The following is a 15886-nucleotide window of genomic DNA, read 5'->3' as shown; positions in this document are numbered from 1 at the left end:
GTTTCGCCGCAAAGGGCATTTTTTTGTGGTTTGGACGAACTTTCCGTTCATACGCAAGGAGGGAAGCATCCGTTCCGACGATCGTGGAGCAGGTGCGCGAACCGGAACAGCCTTTCCCCTCTCACGCCCTCCCATCAGCGCAAACGAGTGAGAAGAACCACAGGGGCGCCGGTAAACCACCGGTGTTCCGACCGGCGTCCGGAACGGCACGTGATGCGTCCCTCCGGGGGGCGCTCCCACGACCGCGAGGTGAACACCCTGCTAAAACCGGGGGGTCTACGAAAAAACCTGACGACCGCCGATGAGGGCGCAATGCCTTCACACCACGGAAATCTCCACGTACGCCCTGACCGCATTCGCCCTCACCTGGTTCCCGGCATATTGGAATCCCTTGCCAAGATTCGAAGCGATATGTGAGTATCCGTGGCACGTGCGTCGAACCGCCCTGTCCCCACCGAAGCGACCGGCTGCTCCGTCCCGGGCGCCGGCCTTTCGGGTGCCCTCCGACCCCCACGAGGAGAACCATCGTGCGTGAGGCCCTGTCCGACCTGCTCCAGCGGTCCGCTCGCCGGACCGGCGTTCCCGGAGCCCAACTCGCGGTCTACCACCGCGGGGAGCTGCACACCTGTGTCACCGGCGTGGAGGACTCCGCGACGGGACGTCCCGTGGAGGACGCCTCCCTCTTCCCCCTGGGCTCGGTGACCAAGCCCGTCACCGCCGCCCTGGTCATGCAACTGGTGGAGGACGGCGACGTCGACCTCGACGCCCCCGTGCTGGACCACCTGGGGGGCGGCGCCCCCGACCACCCGCTGCGGGGGGTCACCGCCCGCCACCTGCTCAGCCACACCGCCGGCCTGGTCTCGGAGCGGCCCGCGGACGCCCCCGCCACCTCCCTGCGCCGCTACGTCTCCTCGCTGACCCCCGAGGACCGCATCGCGCCGCCGGGGACGGTCTTCTCCTACTCCAACACCGGCTACGCCGTGGCGGGCCGGCTCGTGGAGGCCGTCACCGGCCAGGACTGGTGGGAGACCGTGGAGTCGCACCTGTGCTGGTCCACCGGCATGGAACTGGCGCCGGTCCCGGCGCCGCGGCCCCCCGCCCCCGGTCTGGTCACCGGCCACGCCGTCGACGGCGCGGGCCGGGCCCACCCGGTGGGCTTCCACATCGAACCCGCCTTCGCCCCGGCCGGGGGCCTGGCCGCGAGCGCCGCCACCCTGACGGCCTTCGGTAGAGCCTTCCTCGGCCCCGGGCACGCGGCCCTGGACGGCGAGGTCGCCGCCCCGGAGGTGCTGGGCGAGATGGGGCGCTCGGTGAGCGTGGCCGACCCCTTCGGCCTGGCCGACGGCTGGGGCGCCGGCTGGTCCCTGCACCTGGCGGGCGACCGCCTGTGGTACGGCCACGACGGAACCCTGGACGGGGCCACCTGCAACCTGCGCGTGGACCCCGAGGGCGGGACGGTGGTCGCCCTGACCACCAACTCCACCACCGGCGTGACCACCTGGGAGCACCTGGTCCGCGGCCTGCGCGAGCTGGGGGTGGACGTGGGTCACTACCGCCAGCCCGACGCCGCGGCCGAGGGCGCCGCCGCCACCGCGACCGCCCCCGACCGGGTCACCGGGCGCTACGGCAACGGCGGCCTGAGCGCCGAGGTCGTCCACGACCGCGGCGGCCACCGGCTGGTCATGTCCAACGGCTTCGAGGGCGAGCTGACCACCGGGCCGGGCGGAGCCTTCCGGGTGGTCTCCGGGCGCCACGGCGGGATCGCCCTCAGCGGACGCTTCCTCACCGACCCCGCCGCCCCCGGACGTGCCACGGCCCTGCAGTACAACGGGCGCACCCTGCGTCTGAGCGGGCTCGCCGTGGGCCCCAACGCCTGATCCACCACCCCTGCGCACACGAGGACCGGCACAGCGACCATGAGCGACGCCCCCGTTGACCACACTTCCGAGCTCGACCGCGCCAGGGCGCGCGAGGAGGTCCTGCGCCGCCTGCGCGCGCGTGACGGGGGCGGCCAGGACATCCCCCGCGTCCCCCGTGACCGCCCGGTCGCGCTGTCCTTCGCCCAGCAGCGGCTCTGGGTCCTGGACCAGATGCGGCCGGGGCGCACCGACTACAACTCCGCCTTGGTCCTGAGACTGACCGGGGACCTGGACGCCGGGGCGCTGCGACGCTCCCTGACCGCGCTGGTGCACCGGCACGAGTCCCTGCGCACCACCTTCACCGAGGTGGACGGCGAGGGGCGGCAGGTCGTCGGCGCCCCCTACGAGGTGGACCTCCCCACGACCGCGACCGGGGGGCGCGAGGAGTCCGCCGAGAGGGCGGCCCACGAGTACGCCCTGCCCTTCGACCTGGAGCGCGGCCCCCTGCTGCGGAGCCGGCTCCTGGTGGAGGGACCCGACAGCCACGTGCTGGTGCTGTGCCTGCACCACATCGTCACCGACGGCTGGTCCCTGGACCTGCTGCGCGGCGAGCTGGACACCCTCTACCGCGCCGCCACCGCCGACCCCGGCCGCGCGCCGGACGCCCTGGCCGCCGACCTGGACCCGCTGACCGCCCAGTACGCCGACTACGCCTCCTGGCAGCGCTCGCGCCTGGACGGGGCCGCACTGACCCGCTCGCTGGACCACTGGCGCCGCAGACTCGCCGACCCCCCCGTGCTGGAGCTGCCCACCGACCGGCCGCGGCCTGCCGTACGCGACGGCGCGGGCGACACCCTGCCCTTCTCCCTGCCCGCTCCGCTGGTGGAACGCCTGGAACGCCTGGCCTCCGGACACGGCGCCCACCTGTCCACGGTGCTGCTGACCGCGGCCCAGGTGACCGCCGCCCGCTGGAGCCGCAACCCCGACGTGGTGCTGGGCACCGTCACCTCCGGACGCGAGGACCGGCGGCTGCACCGGATGACGGGCTTCTTCGTCAACACCCTGGCCGTGCGCCAACAGGTGGACGAGGAGCTGTCCTTCGCGGAACTGCTCGACCGGACGCGTGCCGGGTTCCTCGCCGACCTCGACCACGGCGAGGTCCCCTTCGACACGGTCGTGGACGCCGTCCTGACCGAACGCGACCCCGCGGTGCCGCCGCTGGTGCAGGCCGCGGTGGTCTTCCAGAGCGCCCGGACCTCCGGGGAGGCGGGCCTGGGCGACCTGGACGCGGAACCGGTGCAGGTGCGGCGCGGCCAGTCGGTCTTCGACCTGACCCTGGAGTTCCGCCCCGGTCCCGACGGTGTCGCGGGGTCGGCCGAGTTCGACACCGCACTGTTCGACCGTGCCACCGTGGAGCGCCTGGTCGCGGACCTGGTGCGGGTGCTGGAGGACGCGGAGGACCCCCGCCCCCTGCGGGCCCTGCCACTGACGGACCGCGAGCGGACACAGGAATCGGAACGCGCCTGGACCGGGGCGCCCGGCCCGCGCCCGCGGCCCCTGCCCGACCTGTTCGCGGAGCAGGCCCGGCTGCGCCCCGCGGACCCCGCGCTGGTCGACGCGGACCGCACCGTCTCCTTCGCCGAGGCCGACGACCGGGCCGCGCGCACGGCCCGTCGCCTGCGGGAGCTGGGCGTACGGCGGGGCGACCGCGTCGGGGTGTGCGTGGAGCGGGGCACGGCCCTGGGCGAGGCGCTGCTGGGCGTGGTGTACGCGGGAGCGGTCTACGTGCCCCTGGACCCGGAGTACCCGACCGAGCGGTTGGCCACCGTCCTGGAGGACGCCGCGCCGCGCGCCGTGATCGTCGACGCCGCGTCCGCCCCCCGGCTGCCCGCGGGCCTCCCGACGCTGGACGCGGCGGACCCCGCCGTGGCCCGGGCGGAGCCGCTGCGCGAGGCGCTGCACCCCGAGGACCCCGCCTACCTCATCCACACCTCCGGCTCCACCGGCAGGCCCAAGGGCGTGCTGGTGGCGCACCGCGGCCTGGCCGCCCTGGCCGCCACCCAGGGCGAGCGCATGCGTGTGGACCCCGGATGCCGGGTGCTCCAGTTCGCCTCCCCCAGCTTCGACGCGGCCGTCGCCGAGATGACGGTGGCACTGCTCAACGGGGCCGCGGCGGTACTGCTGCCACGCCCCTCCCTGATGGGCGAGGGACTGCCCCGCGCCCTGCGCGAGCACCGCATCACCCACGTGACGCTGCCCCCGGCGCTCCTGCCCGGCCTGTCCCCCGAGGAACTGGGACCGGTGGAACACCTGCTCGTGGCGGGCGAGGCCTGCCCCGGCGAGCAGATCGCCCGCTTCTGCGACGACCGGGCCGTGTACAACGGCTACGGGCCCACCGAGTCCACCGTGTGCACCACCATCAGCGCCCCGCTCTCGGGAGCGGGAACCCCCGCCCTGGGCGACCCGGTGGCGGGCACCCGTGTCCGGATCCTGGACCGGTGGCTGCGCCCGGTGCCCGACGGCGTCCCCGGCGAGCTCTACATCAGCGGCGACGGGCTGGCCCACGGTTACCTCGGGCTGCCCGGCACCACCGCGGAACGCTTCGTCGCCGACCCGGACGCCGAGGGCGGGCGCATGTACCGCTCCGGCGACCTGGTCGTGCGCCGCCGCGGACGGCTGGAGTTCCTGGGCCGCACCGACGACCAGGTCAAGATCCGCGGCCACCGCGTCGAACCGGGCGAGGTCGAGCACGTGCTCACCCGCCTTCCCGAGGTGGAACGGGCCGTGGTGGTGGCCGACGGCACCGGCGCCTCGCGCCGTCTGGTCGCCTACGCCGTCCCCGCGCCCGGGTGCGCCACGAGCCCCGAGGACTTGGAGCGGGCCGCCCGGTCGCTGCCCTCCTACCTGGTCCCGGCGGCCTTCGTCGTCCTGGACGACATCCCGGTGACCGCCAACGGCAAGACCGACCGGCGCGCGCTGCCCGCCGTGGACTGGACCGGGCGCTCCGGGAACGGGTACACGGCCCCGCGCACCACCGCGGAGCGGGAGCTGGCCGCGGTGTGGTGCTCCCTGCTCGGCCTGGAGCGCGTCGGCGTGCACGACGACTTCTTCCGCGTGGGCGGCGACTCCGTCAGCGGGGTGCGCATGCTCGCCCGCGCCGCCGACCGGCTCGGCGCCCGCCCCCCGCTGCGGGCGCTGTTCGAGCGGCCCACCGTCGCCGCGCTGGCCGAGCTCTACGAGGGCCCCGGCGAGCACCGCTCGGCACCCGTGCGCGTGGAGCACGAGGGTCCGGCGCCCCTGTCCGCCGCGCAGCGCCGGATGTGGTTCCTGGACCAGTACTCGCCGGGAGGGGCCGGGTACAACTCCGGCGGCGCGCTGCGCCTGTCCGGCGCGTTGGACGTCCCGGCGCTGGAGCGCGCCCTGGACGCCCTGGCCGCGCGCCACGAGGCGCTGCGCACGGTCTTCCCCTCCCGGGACGGCGCGCCCCACCAGGTCGTGCTCGACGCCACCGGCCTGCCCCTGGCCGCCGTCGACCTGGGCGGCGCACCCGGGGGCGGGCGCGAGGAACGGCTGGACGCGCTGCTGGAGGAGTTCGCCTCCCGGCCCTTCGACCTGGCCCGCGGCCCCCTGACCCGGGCGGTGCTGGTCCGCGTGGACGAGGACGACAACGTCCTGGCGATCACCATGCACCACATCGTCACCGACGCCTGGTCCATGTCGGTGCTCGTCGGGGAGCTGGGAGAGCTCTACCGGGCCGCCCGGGAACGGCCCCACGTCCCGGCCGGGGAACTGCCCGGGGCCGCGGGTCTGGAGCCGGTGCTCCTGCGCTCCACCGACGTGGCCGTGTGGCAGGAGGAACGGGCGCGCTCGGGGGCCTTCGGGGAACACCTGCGGTACTGGCGCGACCACCTGGCCGGGGTCGAGCCCCTGGAACTGCCGACCGACCGGCCCCGGCCCGCCCAACGGCGCGGCCGCGGCGCCGCGCGCTCCTTCGAGGTCCCCGCACGGGTGCGCGGGCGCGTGCGCGAGCTGGAGTCCGACCACGGCCTGACGCTGTTCATGGTGCTGGTCGCGGCCACCGCACTGACGCTCGCGCGCCACAGCGGCCGGCACGACGTGGTGATGGGCACGGTGACCTCCGGACGCGACGGCGCCGACCTGGAGAACGTGGTGGGGTTCTTCGTCGACACCGTGGCCCTGCGCCTGCGGGTGGACCCCGACGCGTCCGCCTCCGCGCTGCTGGCCCACGTGCGCGCGACCGTCCTGGCCGCGTTCGAGCACGGCGAGGTCCCCTTCGACACGGTCGTGGACGCGACCGGGCAGGAGCGCGACCCCTCCCGCCCCACCCTGGTCCAGGCCCTGGTGACGCTGCGGAACACACCGGGCGCCCCCTGGAAGGCGGACGGCCTCGACGCGCGCCCCCACGCAGTCGCCCACCGGCACACCCAGTTCGACCTGACGGTGGAGTTCGCCGAGGAGGACGGGCGGCTGCTGGGCGCGGTGGAGTACGACACCGACCTGTTCGACGCCCGCACGGCCGACCGGATCGCCCACCACCTGGCCGCCACCCTGGACCTGCTCTCCCGTGCCCCGCATGCGCCCGTGCGGGAGCTGGACCCCGTACCCGCGCCGGACGAGGCCGAGGCCCTGCGCTCCTGGAGCACGGGCGCCCCCGGGTGCCCGCCGGCGTCGGTGCCCGCGGTGTTCGGCGAGCGGGCGCGCGCCCTGCCCGACGCACCCGCCCTGGCGGGACCCGGCATGACGATGACCTACGCTGAACTCGACCGGGCCTCGGCGGCCCTGGCCGTACGGCTGCGCTCGCTGGGAGTGGGGCCCGAAACCCCCGTGCCCCTGATCCTGGAGCGGGGTCCGCACGTGGTCACCGCGATGCTCGCCGTGCTGCGCGCCGGGGGCGCCTACGTCCCCGTGCACCCCGACGACCCCGCCGAACGCGTGCGCCTCCTGGTCTCCGGGACCGGGGCCCCGTGCGTGGTCACCGACGCGGCCTGCGCCTCCCGGGCGCCCTCCGCGGTCCCGGCGGTGTCGGTCGACGCCCTCGACCCCGTGCCGGACGCCGGCGCCCCCGTCGAGGGCCTGGACCGGACCCACCCCGACCAGCTCGCCTACGTCATGTACACCTCGGGTTCCACCGGGATGCCCAAGGGAGTGGCGGTGACCCACACCGACGTGGTGCGCCTGGCGGCGGACCGGCGCTGGTCGGGCGGGCACGCCCGGCGCACGCTCTTCCACTCCTCGCACGCCTTCGACGCCGCCACCTACGAGATCTGGGCGGCCCTGCTGACCGGAGGCACCGTCGTGGTGGCCCCGCCGGGCCGACTGGACGCGGACGGCTTCGCCGCGCTGGTCTCCGGGCACGGGGTCAGCGCCACCTTCGTCACCGCGGCGCTGTTCAACCTCTACGCCGCCCAGGACCCCTCCTGCTTCGCGGGGATGGAGCAGGTCGTCACCGGTGGCGAGGCGGCGAGCCCGCACGCGGTAGAACTGGTGCGGCGCGCCTGCCCGGACACGACGGTGGCCAACGGGTACGGACCCACCGAGACCACCACCTTCGCCGCCCACCACGCGCTGCCCCGCGAGGGCGCCACCCCCGACCCGGTGCCGATCGGCCGTCCCCTGGACGGCACGCGGCTGCACGTGCTGGACGAGCGCCTGCGGCCGGTGCCGGTGGGCGCGATCGGCGAGCTGTACGTGGGCGGGCGGGTCACGCGCGGCTACCACGGCCGACCGGCCCTGACCGCCGAACGGTACGTGGCCGACCCCTTCGGCGACGGCGGTCGGCTCTACCGCACCGGCGACCTGGTCCGCTGGAACAACTCCGGGGAGCTGGAGTACACCGGTCGCGCCGACTCCCAGGTCAAACTGCGCGGGTTCCGCATCGAGCCGGGTGAGGTGGAGGCGGCCCTGCTGCGTCTGCCCGACGTGGAGCAGGCCACCGTCCAGGTCCGTCGCGCCGCCTCGGGGGCGCGCGGCCTGGTCGCCTACGTGGTTCCCCGCGAGGAGGGGAGGACGGACCTGCCGGACGTGCGCGAGCGGTTGCGCGAGACCCTGCCCGACTACATGGTCCCGGGGGCCGTGGTGCCCCTGCGGGCCATCCCCCTCAACGCCAACGGCAAGGTGGACCGGGCGGCGCTGCCCGAACCGGACGAGCCCGCCGAGCGGGCGCGGGAGGACACGGTACCGCGCGGCGCCACCGAGCAGGCGCTGGCGCGGATCTGGTCGGAGCTGCTGCACGTGGCGGACGTGGGCCGCCACGACAACTTCTTCGCCCTGGGCGGCGACTCGATCCTGAGCATCCAGCTGGTCTCGCGCGTGCGCGAGGCGGGGTGGAACGTCACCACCCGCGACGCCTTCCTGCACCAGACGGTCGCCGGCCTGGCCGCCGCGGCCGACCGGGGCGGGATCACCGGCGACACCGGTGTGCGGACCCCGGTCACCGGCCCCGTCCCGCCCACCCCCGTGGACCGCTGGTTCTTCCGCACCCGTACCCGCCGCCCCGAGCACTTCGACATGTCGCTGCTGTTCGAGGTCGCCGAGGGCACCGATCCCGACCTGTGGGCGCGGGCCGCCGACAGCCTGCCCGCCCACCACGACATGCTGCGCCTGAGGGTCGTCGACACCGGGGACGGCCCGCACGGGCACCTGGACGCCGACACGCCCCACCGTGCCCGGGTGGTGCGGGTGGACGGCGAGGAGCTGGAGCGGGCGGTGGAGCGCGAGGCGCTGCGCGCACGCCACGCCGAACGGCTCGCACGGGGGCCGCTGTTCGAGGCCGTGGTGTTCGACGCCGGTCCCCGCCGGGCCCCTCGGGTGTTGCTGTCGGCGCACCACCTGGTGGTCGACGCCGTGTCCTGGCGGGTGCTGCTGGAGGACCTGGCCACCGCCTACGGACAACTGGACCGGGGCGAGAAGGTGGACCTGGGCGCGCCCACCACGCCGTTCCCGGAGTGGGCCCGCCGTCTCGGGGAGCACACCGCCCGGGGGGCCTTCGACGGGGACGTCGACCACTGGTCCGACCTGGCGGCCCGGGCCGCGGACGCGCGCCTTCCCGTGGAGTCGGACTCCGGACCCAACGACGTGGCCTCGCAGCGGGTCCTCACGGCCTCCCTGTCGGCCGAGGAGACCGCGGTCCTGCTGCGCCGGGTGCCCGGCAACCTGCGCAGCAGCATCGACGACGTCCTGCTCGGCGCGCTGGCGAAGGTGCTGACCGGCTGGAGCGGCTCCCCCCGCCTGTTGGTGGCCAAGGAGGGGCACGGGCGCGAGGACCTGTTCGACGACGTGGACCTGTCCCGCACGGTGGGCTGGTTCACCGCGATCCACCCGGTGCTGTTGGAGGTCCCCGCGGACGCCGACACCGCCGGGGCGATCGCCGTCGCGCGCGGGCGGCGTCGGGCCGCCCCGGACGGGATCGGCTTCGGGGCGCTGCGGGAGCTGGCCGGGGGGCGGGGCCCCGCGGCACTGGTCGCGATGCCCGAGCCGCCGGTGACCTTCAACTACCTGGGGCGCTTCGGCGACCGGGGTGAGGGGCCGGTGTGCCGGCCGCTGCCCCTGCCGCCGTGCGACCACGCCCCGGACGAGGAGCGCACCAGCCTGTTCGACGTGACCGGCGCCGTGGTCGGGGAGCGGCTGGAGCTCTCCTGGACCTACTCGGCCCACCGGCACCGGACCGCGACGGTCCGGGCCCTGGCCGACGAGTACGCCGAGCGGTTGCGCGCACTCGTGCGCGAGGCCGGACGCGGACGCGCACGGGACCGCCGCGCGCGCTGACGGTGTCGCGCGAACGGCGCGCGAGACCCACGACGACAAAGGAGAACGATCGACGTGAGCAATCCCTTCGACGACGAGGACGGCCGTTTCCTGGTGCTGGTCAACGACGAGGGACAGCACTCCCTGTGGCCGGCCTTCGCCGAGGTGCCCCGGGGGTGGCGGGTGGCCCAGGGCGAGTCCTCCCGGGCCGAGGCGCTGGAGTACGTGGAGCGCGAGTGGACCGACCTGCGTCCGGCGAGCCTGATCGCCGCGCAGGAGGGTTGACCGCGCCGGGACGCGCGGAGCCGGTGACCGGGACGTGTCCCCGGGAGCCGCGCTCCGCGTCGTCCCGCCGCGGGGACTCCAAGCCCGCCCTGTGGAGAAGACGCGGACGGGCCCCTGCGGGGCAGGGCCTGTTCGTCACGCTTGCCCAGGTGCCTCGGACCGCCTGGAGTGACAGGAGATGTCTACGAGATGGGCAACCCGTTCTCCGAGGGCCGATGAAACGGGGCGCGCGAGAGATACCCGTCCAGCAGGAGCTCGGAGAGGAAGTTGCCGACCGGCTCATCACCGAGTGGAAGCAGAAGTTCGGCAGTGGTCGCCGCGGCGGACCGGCGGTGCTGCGGCAGGATATGGACGTCAAGGTCCTCAGGCTCGCCCTCGAGAAGTCGGAGTTCCCGGACCTGCGCACCGTCGCGGAGGTGCTCATCTGCTCGGTGTTCGGCGTGCCGCCGATCCTGGTGGGAGCCGAGGCCGGCCATTTCCTTGACTGGCCAGTAGGACTCGCGGAAATAACGTCCCGCGTTGTTGCAGGTCGTTAAGCGTGAGCCCCACGCATGTGGGGATGGACCGTCCAGTCCTGCTCGGTCATGCCCTCGCCCTCGAGTGAGCCCCACGCATGTGGGGATGGACCGCATTCCCTCTGGGGTGGGGACGTAGGTGGGCAGTGAGCCCCACGCACGTGGGGATGGACCGGCGTGGGGAGACGCCGAGGAGGCACGCATCGCGTGAGCCCCACGCACGTGGGGATGGTCTCGGTGCCCAGTGACCGCCCCCAGCACCCCACCGGTGCGCCCCAGTGCTGGCTTGCTCGCCGACATGTTCGATCTTCTCGACCGGCACGGGTACGAGCGGGCCGTCGGCTGCGCGCTCGGCGCTGCGCTGCCCGCCTTGACGCTCTCCTGGGCGAGCTGGCCGCGGCCTACGAGGGCCGCGCGGAGGTGCCCGGTGTCTGAGCGCGTGCCCGAGCCGGGCGAGATCACCGAGATCCGCGAGCGCATCCGGCGCCGGGCCGCGCTCGCCAGACACGCCCTCGGTCCGATCGGCGCAGCCGCGGCCGCCTACATGATCGCGGTCGTCCAGGACGGTGTGCGCGACGCGGACCTGTGGACGTTCGCGGACGGGTCGCGCGCGCCGTCGCTCGCTGACTCCGCGCCCGTCCTCCTTGATGAGGACCAGGGCGAAGACGACACCGAGGACGTGCCCCGGTGGGTGCCGGTGCGCCCTGGTGTTCGCGTGCGCATCGGCGGCGAGCACGTCGCCGGGTGGGTGCTCCCTGGGGACCGTCGCCTGCTTCCGGTGAAGTGCGTGGCGCGCACACGGGCCCGCGCGCAGGCGCTCGCCAAGGGAGCACACGCGGTCGCGGAGCTGGAGGACTGGCGTGCGCGCGAGCAGGCGTCCGCGACGCGCACGAGGATGCGCGCCGAAGCGCTCGCCACTGCCGCCGGAGGATCCCCGCGCGCCCTGGCCACGCGTGAGCACATCGTGCCTGAGCAGGGATTTGCTCGCGCCGCGCGCACCGTCGAGCCCGCGAGCGCGGACGCGGGTGAGGCGACCACCGAGCGCGTGCTCCCCGCCGTCGAGGCGCGTCGCCGGGCTGATCTCGCCCCCCGTGAGCGCATCGCCGCGCATCCCGGGCATGGCGCTGAGCAGATCGCGAGCGTCGTGGGCGTGTCCACGGTGCGCCGACACCTGCAGAAGATGCGCGTCGTCGCGTAGGCACCCATCGGCATCCGGGCGCCGCGTGGCGTTCGCAGACCCGCAGGTTCTGTTGAGAACCTGGGAACAGCCGCACCCCGGGCGTCTGAGATGGCGCAGGTTCGAAACCTACACGGCAGAGGCCCGGCCCCTTAGCCTGAGAGTGCGACCTGACAGGAAGGGACAGGGCCTATGCCCAACGATGCCACCCCGACGAACTCGGCCCCCTTCGGTAAACGCGTACAGGCCCACCGGACGCGCAACGGACAGACCCGGGCCGTTCTCGGGGGGCTGGTCGGCCGCTCAGCGGAATGGGTCAAGGCCATCGAGACCGGCCGTCTGGGTGTTCCTCGTCTGCCCCTGCTCCTGCGCCTGGCCGAGGTACTCCAGGTCAAGGATCTCGCGGAGCTCACGGGCGAAGACCGCCTGTCAGCCACGACGGTCACCAGGGACGCCCACGTAGCGCTGCCAGCGGTTCGTACCGCACTGACGACGTACCATCTCACGACGAACGCCGAGGAACCGCTGACATCCCGGCAGGTGGCGGACCGTGTGCGCCACGCATGGCAGCTCTGGCACGGGAACCGCAACCACCGCACCCGGATCGCGGAAGTGCTCCCCGGACTCCTGGCGGACCTCCAGCGCACTTCCCGGCAGGTGGAAGGCAACGAACGAAGGCAGGTGCTTTCCGCGCTCGCGCAGGTCTACCACCTCGCACAGCTCTACCTGAGCTACCAGCCCGCACAGGAACTGGTCACCTTGACCGGCGACCGTGCGATGGCCGCTGCCCAGGACGCCGACGACCCACACGCGATGGCCGTTGCCGCCTGGTACATGAACCACGTCTTCCGTGACGCGGGAGAGCGCCACGAGGCACGCGTGGACCTGGCGATGAGCGCCGCCCGACTGGTCCACCCCAGCAAGGGCCCCGAAGACCTCGCCAGGTGGGGGCTCCTCCAGCTCGCCGCTGCCCTGTCATATGCGAAGGTCGGCCGGGACGGCGACGCCTGGCGCTACTGGGACCGCGCGGACGGGGCCGCCAAACGCCTCGGTGACAGGTACGCCCACCCCTATCTGATCTTCGGACGGGGCATGGTGGACGCCTACGCGATCACAATGAACGCGGATCTGCTCAAGGGGGGCACCGCCGTTCGAGCGGCCGGCAGTGTCGACCTGTCCTCGATGCCCTCGGCCACCCGCCGGAGCTTCCACATGATCGAGTCGGCACGCGCCCACGACCTCCAGGGAGAGAGCGTCGCGGTCGTCCACCTCCTCGGGAAAGCCTTCGAGGAGTCACCCGAGACAACACGGTTCAACCGCTTCGCCCGGTCGGCCGTGATCAACCTGGGAGCGACCCGGAACAGTATGATCCGCGACGACGTGCACCGTCTCGCACGCAACATCGGTGTACAGATCGCGTAGAGGAGGGCGGGGGTACAACTTGTACCCCTTGGCGAGGGGGTAGCGACGCTACCCCCTCTGTCGTTTCCAGCGCCGTAGCCTCAGGCAATCCAGACCCCGGCGAGCTCGTAGGAAGGCTCCCGGGGCGTGGCCAACGCTGCAACGGAGCGCTGACATGAGCGACCTTATCCCCCGAATCCGCGTGTGGTTCACGCACGCCTACGACTCCAGGAACGCCCGTCACCGGGGCCGCCGCGGGCGCGCCTACATCGCCCCGACCATCGCCCAGCCTCCCCGGCCGAACCCGATCACGGGGCCGATCCCCCTGATCCAGGCGAATAGCCGCCTTGCCACACGGCAGGAGGCCGCGTGACGCTCGCCTGCGACCTCCGCGAAATCCCGACCATGGCGGCGCTCACCGCATGGGCCGCCGCTCACGGGGTCCGCATCACCTACCAGGGCCCCGACCACGAGGGGCACCCGGTCTACGCCGCCCGCCGCGGCCCCGTGATCCGCGTCGTGGTCGCCCCGGTCCGCGACCCGCACCCGCAGTCGATGTCCTGGCGGTCCCCGCTGGAGACCCTTCCCGAGGACCCGCCGTCGCTGACGGCCGCTGAGGCGGTCGGCCGCGCCCTGGTCGCGCCACCCGGGACCCTCGACGGCCCCGCCGGCGCACTCCAGGCCGTCCTCACCGCGGCCATCCGCGCCACCCACTGAGACCGGGCGCGGCCCCGCAAGGGGGCGGGGTCGCACCCTTCCACACCTCCCCCGAGGAGCACAGCGTGGACGGCACCACCAGGTGCGAGAAGACGCCCAGCGGAAGCCACGACTACCGGCCGGACCCGCCCGAACCCGCCTACCTCGATATCCGCACGGCGACATGCGCGTGCGGTGACGTGATGACCGTGACCAGAGATGGGAGGTGAGACCCATGCAGAAAAAGGGACCATGCGCCCAGTGCGGCGCAGACTGCCCCGGAAAGCTGTGCCACCGGTGCGGGGGGTAGTCGGCCAAGCCCCTCGTCCACCGATGATGTGGAGGTCCTGCCCGGCGGGTAGTCCTCGCTGGGTAGAACCCGGACCCCGTTCCACAGAAGGAGACACGTTGACCGACTTCACGCCCCCGCCCAACACCCCACCCACGACTGGCCTGTTCACCTCACCCGCCCGGGAAGTGGTGCAGAGCCCCGAGCAGAGCCACGAGTACAAGAAGTCGTCGGGGTCGGGCGACGCCGCCCACACCTACGACACCACCGCCCGCTAGCCACCTGATCCGCTGAACCTACGCACGCCCCGGAGCACTCCATGTTGAGATTGCGTTTGACCCCCTACAGCGAGAACCCAACCTGGCACTGGTCCGGGGCGTGCTACAGCACCCTGGACACTCGCAGCCGGATCGAGCCCTTCGACCACCCGATGGTCGAGCACCTGGCCGCAACCGACGGACGACGCACCCTGCTTGTGGTCCGCGAACGCGTCGCCGACCGCCCGACCTGTGACCCCAGCGTCCGCGACCTCACCCCCGCCGAGTACGACCAGGCCCTCGGAGCCGTCACCGACTGGCCGACCGACTTCGTCCTCGTGGAGACCGACCCCGGCCGGCCGGTGCGCGTCACCGCCGGGTCGGCTCGGACCACACCCCTGTATCTGGCCGCCGACCAGCTGGCCTTGTTCGGGTCGTGGGACATGGCGGACCTGCGCGATCATGCCACCGGGCTCAACTCCAAGGAGGTCGCCCGGCTGCTGATCTACCGGCCCCGCTACTCGTCGGAGACGCTGTACCGGGGTGTGCACCGGCTCACCGAGCGGGCGGTCGCGCACTACGGAGGGTCCCTGTGGATCACCTACCCCGAGCCCGCGCTGCACCGGTCCCCCAGGGAGCTGGCACCGGCCGCCGACGTCCTGGGCGCGTTCATCGCGACCATGGACACGGCGATGGACCGCCGCCCCTGGGCCGAGGAGACCACTCTGTTCCACCTGACCGGCGGGTTCGACTCGGGCACCGTGGCCACTCGTGCGGCCGAACGGCACCCCGGCCTGGTTCCCACGGCCACCCTGCTGATCGGCGGCCCGGGACGCGAGCAGCAGATCCGACGCCGCACAGAGATCCGATCCCGTGTGGCGTTCGCCGACACCGACATCATCATCGACGCCATGCGCTACCTCCCCCTCTCGCCCGACTGCCCCTGGGTCAACGGCCACGTGGTCAACCCCACCGAGGAACCCCTGCACCTCCCGTTCGTCGAGATGGCCCGCGCGGTCGCCGCGGCAGGGGCCCGCACCGTCGTGACCGGCCTCGGCGGTGACGAGATGGTCGCCCTCACCCAGGAAGAGGAACCCCACAAGGGACTCGGCGAGATCACCGACACCCAGTTCCTCCCCTGGGTCGGCCCTCGCGTCCCGGGCGTGCTGGAGTTCGCCGATGACGGGATCGCACCCCCGGCGCTGGTCAACTCCATGACCCTGCTGACGCTGGAGACTACCGCGCCCGTGCTGTTGAGGCACGGCCTGTGGCCGGTACACCCGTTCGCTGACCCGGCCATGGTCGAACTCGGCGAGCAGCTCCCGTTCGCCTGGCGGGAGCTGAAGCAGCTCCAGCGGCGCCGCCTGGCGGCACTCGGGATGAGCGAGGACGTGGTGCACCCGGTCGAACGGGAGAGCTTCGCCGAGGTCATCGAGGAAGCCCTGATCACCAACGCCCCGGGGCTGTTCGCTCGTATGCTGGCCGAGGGCTCGGTGCTGTTCGAGGAGGGCCTGGTGGACCCCGACGGGCTGTGCACGGGCGTTGAACGTCTGGCTCCCGGACGCTACCTCGAAGAACGCGACGCGAAGATCCTGGAAGTCCTGAGCCTGCACCTGTCCGCCACCGCCTTCCTGCACTGAGAG

General features: G+C 73.5%; 11 protein-coding genes. All 11 read left to right on the top strand.

Going from position 1 to position 15886, the window contains the following annotated elements:
* The first annotated feature begins 527 nt into the window (after positions 1-527).
* The 11 genes from ABZ234_RS03355 to ABZ234_RS03305 all read left to right on the top strand — a co-directional run bounded on the left by ABZ234_RS03355 (position 528) and on the right by ABZ234_RS03305 (position 15883).
* Positions 528-1877 (top strand): serine hydrolase domain-containing protein, encoded by a 1350-nt coding sequence (locus tag ABZ234_RS03355; protein WP_355010822.1) that lies wholly within the window; start codon positions 528-530, stop codon positions 1875-1877.
* A 39-nt stretch (positions 1878-1916) separates the two neighbouring features.
* Positions 1917-9644: an amino acid adenylation domain-containing protein gene (locus ABZ234_RS03350; RefSeq protein WP_355010821.1), complete on the top strand. Its 7728-nt coding sequence runs from the start codon at positions 1917-1919 to the stop codon at positions 9642-9644.
* 54 nt (positions 9645-9698) lie between these two features.
* The gene (locus ABZ234_RS03345) at positions 9699-9908 is read left to right on the top strand and encodes an MbtH family protein (RefSeq protein ID WP_355010820.1); all 210 of its coding nucleotides are present in this window, start codon (positions 9699-9701) and stop codon (positions 9906-9908) included.
* A gap of 215 nt (positions 9909-10123) precedes the next feature.
* Positions 10124-10444 carry a phage portal protein gene (locus ABZ234_RS03340; RefSeq protein WP_355010819.1) on the top strand — a complete coding sequence of 107 codons (321 nt, stop codon included), beginning with the start codon at positions 10124-10126 and terminating at the stop codon, positions 10442-10444.
* A 406-nt stretch (positions 10445-10850) separates the two neighbouring features.
* On the top strand, positions 10851-11621 hold the full coding sequence (locus ABZ234_RS03335; protein WP_355010818.1) for a hypothetical protein: 771 nt from the start codon (positions 10851-10853) through the stop codon (positions 11619-11621).
* A gap of 171 nt (positions 11622-11792) precedes the next feature.
* Complete coding sequence (locus ABZ234_RS03330) at positions 11793-13022, top strand: helix-turn-helix transcriptional regulator (RefSeq protein ID WP_355010817.1); 1230 nt, start codon at positions 11793-11795, stop codon at positions 13020-13022.
* Positions 13023-13176: 154 nt separating this feature from the next.
* A complete protein-coding gene (locus ABZ234_RS03325) occupies positions 13177-13374 on the top strand; it encodes a hypothetical protein (RefSeq protein WP_355010816.1) in 198 nt (65 codons plus the stop codon).
* Complete coding sequence (locus ABZ234_RS03320) at positions 13371-13718, top strand: hypothetical protein (RefSeq protein WP_355010815.1); 348 nt, start codon at positions 13371-13373, stop codon at positions 13716-13718. Before ABZ234_RS03325 ends, ABZ234_RS03320 begins: the two co-directional genes overlap by 4 nt.
* Positions 13719-13783: 65 nt before the next feature.
* Entirely contained in the window at positions 13784-13927 is a 144-nt protein-coding gene (locus ABZ234_RS03315; protein ID WP_355010814.1) for a hypothetical protein, read from the top strand.
* 178 nt (positions 13928-14105) lie between these two features.
* Entirely contained in the window at positions 14106-14264 is a 159-nt protein-coding gene (locus ABZ234_RS03310; protein WP_355010813.1) for a hypothetical protein, read from the top strand.
* Positions 14265-14320: 56 nt separating this feature from the next.
* Complete coding sequence (locus ABZ234_RS03305; RefSeq protein WP_355010812.1) at positions 14321-15883, top strand: asparagine synthase-related protein; 1563 nt, start codon at positions 14321-14323, stop codon at positions 15881-15883.
* The last annotated feature ends 3 nt before the right edge of the window (positions 15884-15886 follow it).

This window comes from Nocardiopsis sp. NPDC006198, from assembly GCF_040613895.1.
Lineage (GTDB): Bacteria > Actinomycetota > Actinomycetes > Streptosporangiales > Streptosporangiaceae > Nocardiopsis > Nocardiopsis tropica.
The sequence above is the reverse complement of the archived record's forward strand: the minus strand, read 5'-3'. Positions and strand labels throughout refer to the sequence as shown.

Excerpts from the sequence above, each read along its gene's own strand:
- ABZ234_RS03340 (WP_355010819.1), top strand. The coding sequence starts at position 10,124 with ATGAAACGGGGCGCGCGAGAGATACCCGTCCAGCAGGAGCTCGGAGAG.
- ABZ234_RS03330 (WP_355010817.1), top strand. The coding sequence starts at position 11,793 with ATGCCCAACGATGCCACCCCGACGAACTCGGCCCCCTTCGGTAAACGC.
- ABZ234_RS03350 (WP_355010821.1), top strand. The coding sequence starts at position 1,917 with ATGAGCGACGCCCCCGTTGACCACACTTCCGAGCTCGACCGCGCCAGG.
- ABZ234_RS03325 (WP_355010816.1), top strand. The coding sequence starts at position 13,177 with ATGAGCGACCTTATCCCCCGAATCCGCGTGTGGTTCACGCACGCCTAC.